The organism is Thermodesulfobacteriota bacterium (assembly GCA_039028315.1).
In the GTDB taxonomy this organism is placed as follows: Bacteria; Desulfobacterota_D; UBA1144; order Nemesobacterales; family UBA2774; genus CR02bin9.
Genome location: JBCCIH010000084.1, coordinates 1 through 9,429, shown reverse-complemented (window position 1 = coordinate 9,429; position 9,429 = coordinate 1). Strand labels below are relative to the sequence as shown.

8 protein-coding genes are annotated in these 9,429 nt (G+C 39.6%); all 8 read right to left on the bottom strand.

From position 1 onward, the window contains the following. Window positions 1–1,343 (bottom strand): tetratricopeptide repeat protein (locus tag AAF462_06600; protein MEM7008791.1); only part of this gene is annotated, 1,343 nt, incomplete at its 3' end. A gap of 90 nt (window positions 1,344–1,433) precedes the next feature. Beyond that, window positions 1,434–2,762: a choice-of-anchor Q domain-containing protein gene (locus tag AAF462_06595; GenBank protein MEM7008790.1), complete on the bottom strand. Its 1,329-nt coding sequence runs from the start codon at window positions 2,760–2,762 to the stop codon at window positions 1,434–1,436. 146 nt (window positions 2,763–2,908) lie between these two features. Further along, window positions 2,909–4,228, bottom strand: a complete 1,320-nt coding sequence (locus tag AAF462_06590; protein MEM7008789.1) for a choice-of-anchor Q domain-containing protein — start codon at window positions 4,226–4,228, stop codon at window positions 2,909–2,911. A 128-nt stretch (window positions 4,229–4,356) separates the two neighbouring features. Next, complete coding sequence (locus tag AAF462_06585; protein ID MEM7008788.1) at window positions 4,357–5,187, bottom strand: hypothetical protein; 831 nt, start codon at window positions 5,185–5,187, stop codon at window positions 4,357–4,359. Window positions 5,188–5,363: 176 nt separating this feature from the next. Next, on the bottom strand, window positions 5,364–5,876 hold the full coding sequence (locus AAF462_06580; GenBank protein MEM7008787.1) for a hypothetical protein: 513 nt from the start codon (window positions 5,874–5,876) through the stop codon (window positions 5,364–5,366). A 169-nt stretch (window positions 5,877–6,045) separates the two neighbouring features. Further along, the gene (locus AAF462_06575) at window positions 6,046–6,636 is read right to left on the bottom strand and encodes a CARDB domain-containing protein (protein MEM7008786.1); all 591 of its coding nucleotides are present in this window, start codon (window positions 6,634–6,636) and stop codon (window positions 6,046–6,048) included. A gap of 156 nt (window positions 6,637–6,792) precedes the next feature. Beyond that, the gene (locus AAF462_06570) at window positions 6,793–9,042 is read right to left on the bottom strand and encodes a hypothetical protein (GenBank protein ID MEM7008785.1); all 2,250 of its coding nucleotides are present in this window, start codon (window positions 9,040–9,042) and stop codon (window positions 6,793–6,795) included. 194 nt (window positions 9,043–9,236) lie between these two features. Beyond that, on the bottom strand, window positions 9,237–9,429 hold a 193-nt coding region (locus AAF462_06565; GenBank protein ID MEM7008784.1), incomplete at its 5' end, for a cysteine hydrolase.

Genomic DNA, 9,429 nt, shown 5'->3' with positions numbered 1-9,429 from the left:
TGTCTATCGAATTCAAGAACACTGTAATTGGAATTTTCATTTGTATAACTATACGAGAATGCTCCATATACAGGACCCTTGATATTTCGAGTAATCCTTCCAAAAAAACTTCCTCTGTTCGTTTCTCTATCCCTAGGACCTTGAAAATCGGGATAATCATCTCTTCCATACTCGCCGCTTAGATCAGTTCTAATTCCCCATATGACAGGAGTAGAGATACCTGCAGTAATCCTGTGCCCATTGTAGTTAAAATTGAGTCCATCAGCATCATTATTTTGAAATTCATATCCTGCCCAAACATTCACAGCCCTTTGGTTAAAGAAAAAATATTGCAGAAATCCCAATGCATTATTTGTTGCGTCCCGTGAGGATATGGAATCATCAAACCCTTTATCATTAAAACTATCAAACCTTAGTCTGTAGAATGGGACGGTCAATGTGTTTTCTGTTAATGCAGTGTTCAGAGTGGCAGAAATTGAGTGCGAGTTGCTATAGCTGTCATAATCTAATAGTGCATAGTTAAAATTATATCTAAGAATTGGTGAAAACGGCTTGCCTAAAACTGTTGTCGTATAATTGATATAAGGTGAGACATCAAAAGTAGCAAGGTTAAACTCTCTTAGTTCACTCTTAGTATTTTGACTTTGGTATGTGGATAGATCAGTTCCCAAAAACCAGTTTCCAAGCTGCTTAGTTCTAAGTCCTATAGAGGCATATTCTGTAAACCTAAAGGACTCATCGTCACTGAATGAAGCACTGCTGCTAGGGGCTTCAGGAACATTAAAATCCAGCTGAGGGGCAACCTGTAAAAACACCTGATACAGCCTTGGACCGCCCGGTCTTTCATACACAGTTTCTTGCTGCTCTATTGCCTGCATATATCGCTCAGCCCATCCAGAATATAGCGAGTCTGGTGAAATATTGATTACATTTTGAAATAGTTCCCGGGCTTTATTGGTATTGCTGGTTTTAAAGTAAGTGGAGGCAAGGTAGAAAATAACAGGTGCGCTTTGAGGATCAATCTCAAGCGCCTTTTCATATGATTCTATAGCTTTGTCATATTGCTCTAAACGGTGGTAAGAGAGTCCTATATATCTGAGGATTAATACTGAGTCCTCAGGATATTCGTCTAGGAGCAAGTTGAACTGTTCAAGCGCTTTTTCATAGTCTCCAGCTTTGAATGCCTGTCCAGCTTCAGTCTGGGTGAGCTGCACCTGTGCATAAGCAGCAGCATCAACGAGAAGTATTATTAAAACAACTAATAAGCGCCTATAGTTCAGTGAGCCATCCTCCCCATAAATCTCTTGAATTATTTTAGAATATTTATTCATCATACACAACATAAATAGTTATCTCCATACTTTTTGATTGTTGCACATACTCAAAAATATATTTGGGCCGCAAGATATTTATGCGGCCCTTTTAATTTAGTGTTATACGTTTTCCTGATATCTCCTGAGAAATCTAACTGCCAATAAGAACACAGGTATCAGAAGATAAATAGACATTGATGAAGCAGATCCGCTCTTGGCTAATGAACATCCGCCGCCGCTATCACCGTCTGAAACGGGCTTAGCAATGTATTCAAATGCACCAGCGTCACAATTAGCCTCGCCAATTAAATCTCCGTCTTGGGGCCTACTAACTCCTCTTTGATCCACTCCAACTTCAAAGCATTCAAAATCGTTTCCAGCCATATCTATCGCAGGGCTGCCTTCAAAAAGTTCATGGGTCATGGTTCCACCGCCGTTCATAGCGAGCATACCAATTTGAGACTCAGTATCTGGCTCATCAGTAGGATCATTTAAATTACAATCATCTTCTGCAAGGTTATAGCCTAGTGATTCAACTTTAACCAAAGCACCAGCGCAGTCGCCGTTTTGGTTATCTGCAAACAGATTTGCAAACAGCGTAGCATCGGTAGATCCTGCAGTCTGGTGTATACCGCCTGCAAGACCTGCAATTGTGATGTTTGCTGCAACAGTATTAAAAGCAAGGTGCATATCGCCTGAGTTGAAAATACCTCCTCCCAAATCTCCAGCGGTGTTGCTGCTAATTGTTGAATTACCTACAAACAATTCGCCGTCATTATAGATACCGCCGCCTCGTTCCATTCCTGGATCATCTGTGGCGAAATTATAGTATATTCCAGAGTTTAGAATTTTCGTATCACCATTTGGACCGTTATAAATACCGCCGCCTCTAGGAGCGAAATTGGCTATAAGCTCAACTCTCTCTAAACGTAATTTTTCTGAGTGGTTTCTAATAGCTCCACCTGCGTTTCCTACCACACAGTCCTGTATAGTGAGGTCATAAATTTCCACATTTACCTTATTCATGAGATCATCGTCACGAAGCTCAAAAGCACGGGTTAAATTGCTTCCATCAATCACTGTTTTAGCAGCGCCTTGTCCCTGTATAAGAAGATCATCTCTTATATCTAAATCTCCTTTAATCGCAAAATGGTCAGGGCCGGGAATTGTAATTAAATATGTTTTGGCCTTTAGTACTATCTCATCAGGTCCCGCAAGATCATTTGTCTCCATAACTGCGGCCCTAAGCGTGCAGTTGCCATCGCCGTCATCACAGATCCCATCGCCCGGGTTAGCATCAATTGCATCAATTGTGCTGTTAACTTCAAATGTTGCAGCACGCAAATTGCTGGATCCAATGAATACAAATAGTGCTGTGATCAGGATCAAAATACTCATTGTCATATTTGGTACTTCTAAAGCTTTTAAAAAGTTAAACAACCTATTCATGGTTAAATCCTCCATTAATTGAATTTGAATAGTAAGTAACAAAACAGCATAAAATGGTTCAAATTTTGTATGAGTTTTTTTATTGCGGGCAATTATAAGTAGTGGGAAATTTGGGCCGCAGATTTAGCTGCAGCCCTTGTTTAATTTTAATTTGCAGAAATTTTGTTTCTTCTATATCCAAAAGCTAAAACTACCAAAACTGGTACGAGCATATATAGTGGAAGGGTTGTGACACTGTTCATACTAACTAGAGAGCATCCTTCACCTGCAGACTCTCCACTGTCTATCTCTGGATTAAGTTCAAATGCTCCTGAATCGCACTCCGCATCTTTATCCAGGTCTCCGTCTCTAGGTCTAAGTGAACCTCTTTGATCAACGCCTAGATCCAGACATGCTTCTTCACTGCCGGCCAAATCAATTGCAGGACTTTCATTTAGTAGCGGATGAGCCATAGTGTCGCCGCTCGTTTCCTGAAGAAAATCTATGACCGGATTAGTATTTGGCATATCACTTGGCTGATTCAGATTGCAGTTACTTGTGGATATATTAAATCCTTGGGATGTTAGAAGGGTTCCACCACAGTCAAAGCTAAAGTTATTGGCTAAGATTGAAGCATAAATAGTTGTTGATCCGCTTATTGTCTGATGTATTCCAGCTGAGCTTTCAGAAACTGAAACATTAGATGCGATAGTTGAAAAAATAATATTCAAATTACCCTCATTGAATATTCCTCCGCCCAAATCTCCCACATTGTTATTGCTTATAGTAGTGTTAACCATTTCAAGCTCGCCAGAGTTATATATACCTCCGCCCCACTGCTCAGGACCAGCTAAGACGTTGTTTTCATAAATTGCGCTACTTCTAATATTTGTTGTAGCCTGAGATCCGTTAGCCAGACCTCCGCCTCTTCTAGAGTTGTTAGCTTCGATTAAAACTCTTTCCAATAACAAATTCCCACTAGAATTTCTAATTCCTCCGCCAAGATCGTTTACCTCACCGTTAAAGATCTTGAGATCAAAAATTTCGACCTCTATCTGTCCTTCCTGGTTAATATTGATGATATGAAAGACGCGATTGATATTGTTACCATCAATTGTTGTATCCATAGCGCCCTGTCCTTGGATAAGAACATCATCGGTAATATCCAGATCACCGTTTGCTGCTGCATCATCGCCGCCTGCTATTGTTATAGCGTAAGAATCTGACTCAAGCACTATGTCATCGGGACCTAAAAGTGCATTACTCTCCATCACTGCTGCACGAAGTGAACAAAAGCCCTTTCCGGTATCGCATATACCGTCTCCGGGATTTGCGTCAACTGCATCGATTGTGCTGTCTACATTAAATGTGGCAGCTTTCGTGCTCACGATGCTTACAGATGTAAAAAATGTAATAGCTAAAATCACTAATGCTGTGTAAAAACTAATATCTCTTAGTACCTTGTTTAAGTTGGATAACCTTATCATGGTTGATTCCTCCTTTTGCTATATTTAAATAGTTAGTAACAAGAGATAGAGAAATGGTTCAAAAAAACCCCTCCAGGATATGCATCCTGCAGGGGCTCTTTAGAAGGAGTAGAAAGAAGACAAATTTATTATGTTTCCGGAACGTACGGCGGATTTGTTAGAACACATTTTACTGTTGTTTTTGGTTTAACCTGTCCGCTGTATTGCTTGTAGTTATTTGTGCCGTGGTAGTAGCAGCTTGCTTGAAATCTTACATGCTCACTTACATTAGGCTGAAGAGCTATAGTTGCTTCTTCGTGGTATTTACCGTTTGGCTTAGTCAGAGCATCCTGACACTGCTCCGCAACATGGTTTAAGCTCCATGGTTTTATATTTACCTGCTTGGTCATGCTGCCAATAGAATAATTTGCCGGATTAAGAACTGTTACAGGACCATTTACTGTAGATATAGAGAAACTTTTCATACCTGTCCCTTGTGGACAGTCTAATTTTGCATTCCATTTCATTTTTTGATTTACATTCTTATTGGCAATCTTCATAACTTTTACTTCGTTGCCGTTTACCATCTTTGTAGCAAGCTTCATCGGCACAACGCCTTTAAGGCCATTCATCTGATAAATAGATGCCCCGCCGTTTGACGGTGTTTTTTGCTGCAAATCAAAATCTGACTTTTTCTGTACAGGTTTTGCAACAATAAGCTTCTTTGGCTTTGATTTAGATTTCTTAGCCTTAAAACTTTTATTTTTAATTCCTTTGTTAGAAGAGTTTGATGGTTCCTCACCATTTATTGTGTAGCCATAATGGTCACAGCAGTTAACCCATTTGCCGTCAACCTTACATAGTGCCAAAATGTCGTAAGGACATTTTGCAAATGTTGTATTTACTCCGAGTCCAACAAACATAAATACTGCTAATGCTAAAACTGATAAAACTTTTTTTGTATTAAGTTGAATAAGCATTTTTGCTTACCTCCTTTTGTTGATTTTGAATAGTTAGTAACGATCAGAATATAAAAGGTTCAAAGAAAATATTGGATAAAAAAATTTATGAAAATAAAAACCCGGCAACTGTAATTTCTTACAGAAGCCGGGTCTGGGGTATGGCTTAGGGGATAGGCATTAGGCCAAGCAATCTTCTATTTTGTTGCAATAATAGATTCAGAATTATTTTCTGAATTACATTTGCCTTTTACATCAATCTGAAGTGCAAACGGGATATTATTAAATTCGTCTGATTCTGTTATTTGCTCATTATTATCTAACTTTATTACTAACTTTTGCTTTCCTGGTTTTAGCTCAATCTCGCCTATAGCAAAGGTTTGCTCATATGCTTTAACACCAGGATGTGTTTGTGATGTAGACCAACCTGAAGAATTGATCCTGTATCCAAACTCTCCTGTTGGTGCGCTGCCAACATTTACAAGACCCAAATCATAGCGGAACACACATTTTCCATCTTTGCTATAGTCTGCATCTTGTGCATGTATCTTAATTTTCTCGCCCCAGTTAGCTTGTTTGCCGGCAATTTGTATTCCAGGATATCCGGCTAAATCTGGAAGCTCGTTTGAGAATGCCCATGCTGTAATGCATAGGTTTGAGATTATTAGTAGTGCTGCTATCTGAACTGATTTTAGGTTTAAATTTTTCATCTTTTATCTCCTTTTAATCTGTATTTACTAAGTGAGTAACACCTGGGTAGAAAAAGGTTCAAAGAAATTTTCATTTTTTATAAAAATAGCGAAAAAAGCCCCGGCCATTCGTATTTATTTGAACGACCAGGGCTTTAAAGAGATAAGGAGATGAGTAGATTTTTTTAGCTTATTTATATTTGCTAAACGATTTCATGTTTTTTGCGCTCTTACTCTTAAAATAAGGCTTAACTGATAAACAGTTGCCTTTTAGTTTTACAGTTACTGCCTGCGAAATATTGTTATTTTCATTTAACTCTGCAATCTGGTTCATATTATCAAGGCCTACGAGTACTTTCTGCTTTCCGGGTTTTAGACCAATGTGGCCCTGCGCTTGAGTAAATCCGCCCGCAGCAAGACCAGGATGCCCTTCAAGTATGGACCATGTTCCTGACTTTAATCTGTACTCAAATGCCCCGGTGTGCGCTGTTCCAAGATTCCATATATCCACTTTGTATGGAAACACGCACATTCCATTATGGGATCCTGTAGCTAGGCTTGCATCTATAATAATTGTGTCTCCCCAGTTTGCCTGCAAACCAGCCACTTCAATACCCGGATGCGTGCTTAAGTCTGGAAGTGCAATCTTTGCAGACTTAATATTTTGAGTTTGATTATTTGCAGTATATTTAGCAAGCGAGGGTTTTATCCCAGCAACACATATACATAGAATTACTCCAAAAACCATTAATTGTTTTGCGAAAGTTACAAAGTCGTTCATTTCAATGCCTCCTAAACTTGATTTTGAATAGTAAGTAACTCCAGCGCTTAGAAAGGTTCATTTTCTGAGAATGTTTCTAAAATAAAAAATCCCCGGCTCTCCTAAAGAGGGTTAAGAGAACCGGGGGTAATGATGGGGTTTGGCGGTAATTTGTAATTACAAGTTATCGTTTTCAAGATCAAACTTATAGCTTGGGCTAGTGTTTATTATGTTTTTTATTCTATAGCCGCTAGACTTTCCATCTACCCATAATAAGGATGGGATTGGGAATGTGTCATCCGGCATTTTCTCTGCCATATTTGCTGGACATGCTACAGCTGCATTATCAAGTAGCTGATCGCCGCTATCAAACATAGTTACACTAAACCCGGTGTAATCATCTCCCGCTGGGAATGAAGTGTCATCCCAGTAGTGGATCATGTCTGGCTGTATTAATCGAACTCCTACTCTTACAAAGTTGCTTGCATGCTTATCGAACCAAATGTTAGTTGGCATGCAGGCAGGAGCTTTGAGAGGTTTACAGCTGGAGTCAGTTGCACCTAGTGGGGATTTACAGCCCTCATCAGGTTCAACCACATGATATACGGAAATTCCTTTATCTATTATCCCGTAGTCATAAAACTCCGCTTGTTGATTAATTTGGTTATACCTGGTTTCTAAAAGGACATATTCAAGTCCAGTATCAAACCTTCTTGGAAGAATAAATACATGTTCAGCAAGTTTTACATCGTATAGCTCATACTGCTCTTCTTCTTCCAGAATCTTAGGTGTGACCCATCCCAAGTGAAGCTTGTGGAATCCCATTAGATGGGTTGAGGCAACATCCATACCGGTCTTATATGTCATTAGAGAAATTTTATGAGGCGCCGTGTGAACAAAACGGTTCTGACAATCCTCACCTGGTCCTAGTTCTTCAGGGCAGTCACTTTCAAAAGGCAGAAGTGGATTAAAGTTTACTCCGTCATGGACACCCTTGTATTTTCCGTATACGTCGTCAAGACCTAGGATATGATGAGCAAGCTCGTGAGCAGCAACCATCATGTTATCTATTTTCTCATCAACGCTTAGGCCAAAAGGATCAAAAATTGTATTAAGATGTACTGTTTCGGTAATCCTTACGCCGTCTAGTTCAAAATCAGAGCCATCACACTTAGGCCTAAAGCTAGTCATAATTGAAGATTTGCCTACAGAATCTCTTGGTATTACTACCACAATGGCAAGCTCGCTAGGAGCTATAATTCCGTCATTGTTTTTATCATATGCTGAAAAATCAAACTCTGCATCAGCTTGTGTTAGCGCCTCTGCATGAAGTGCATCGGAGCCTCCCTTGTACTCTGCGCCGCTTTCGCAGTCAAAGTTTTCTGGGTCTAAGTAATAATTTTTATCATTTGTTATCTGTGCAGCATGATCTGCTTGGTATATCCCAAGAGTAGCTGCTTTGTTAAGAGTTAATCTGCCACCAGAGTTTACGCTAAAGTAATCTTTAGCGCTCATATAGTTTCCGTTAAGAGCATCATCAATCTCAACATAAAACATTGTTCCGGCCGGGTCTTCCATAATTTGTGGATCTATGATAACAGCGAGCACATCTCTTTCGCCATATATAGGCTCAAGAATTGACTCGCGCTTCTTAGAAGCCCTTGCCATATTTGGGCCTACTGCTAGGTCAGGTCCAATTCTTAGTTTTTTGTCTACTGTAAGAGTTGCGTCAGTGACATAGCCTGCAGGATCTGTGCTAACTCCGGCTTGGACCACTCTAAAAGCAACTCCTATGTCGTAACCAGCTTTTTTAGGCCAAAGTTCTTTTAATGCAAATGTATAGCTGGCTATTCCTGTATTGTTTGAGATCGGGTTTTTAAAGTCATCGTTTTCATAACTTATATATGGGTGATGAAGAACTACCTCTTGCTCAGTATCTACATGACCATCTATCATTGGAGCAACAATTATTACTCCCGGCCCATAGAGAACACCGCTGAAAGTTACTGCGATATCTGAAACTTCATCAACGTCTACATGAGTCGCCAGATTAGGTATTTCCTGAAAATAACTTTCAATTGTACTTGCAGTGTCATTTTGAGAAACCACGTCAAAGAATGTTTCTTTGGAATCATTCACTCTCGTTTGTACTATAATTGACCATGCTTCCATCTGTGCAATAGCTATTTCGTCAGTAAGGCTTGATTTCCACTCAAATTTAACAGTATGAGCGCCAGGAGGAAGCTCCTCAGCATTGAAAGTTACGCTGTTTGCTTCCCAATGGTATTTACGCCCAGCTAGGGTCACCTCTTTGGGATAAAGCACAAAGGCGCCGTTATCAACAATAGCTCTGAGCAGAATAAAATCACCCTGCTCCATCTTAAGATTTGAAGAAAATGTTATAGCCGCCTCAGCATCTGCCGGCATAACAAAATTTAGCTCTGCATCTGTAATCTGAGTCCAGGCAGTGCTATCTACTTCAAAAAATTTCTTAGTACTTTTTCCGTCTAGTCCAGTTGTGACTTTAATAGAGGCGTTACGAAGGTATGTGCTATTTGAGGCTATATTCTCTGTTGAATACTGAACTTGTACAGTATGTATACCTTTATCGAAAAAGAATCTTATTTCAAACGCTCTAATACTTCTTTGGTAGTAAACACATGGCTTGCTATCATTCTAAAATTAGTAAGAGCTGCCTCATAACCGTTTATACCCGGTAATATTGCTGCTGCTGTTGCATCTTTTACTACTGAAACTTCAAAGCCATTTTCTACTAATTCTCTCATGTGTGATTCTGTACATAAGTTAGCAGAC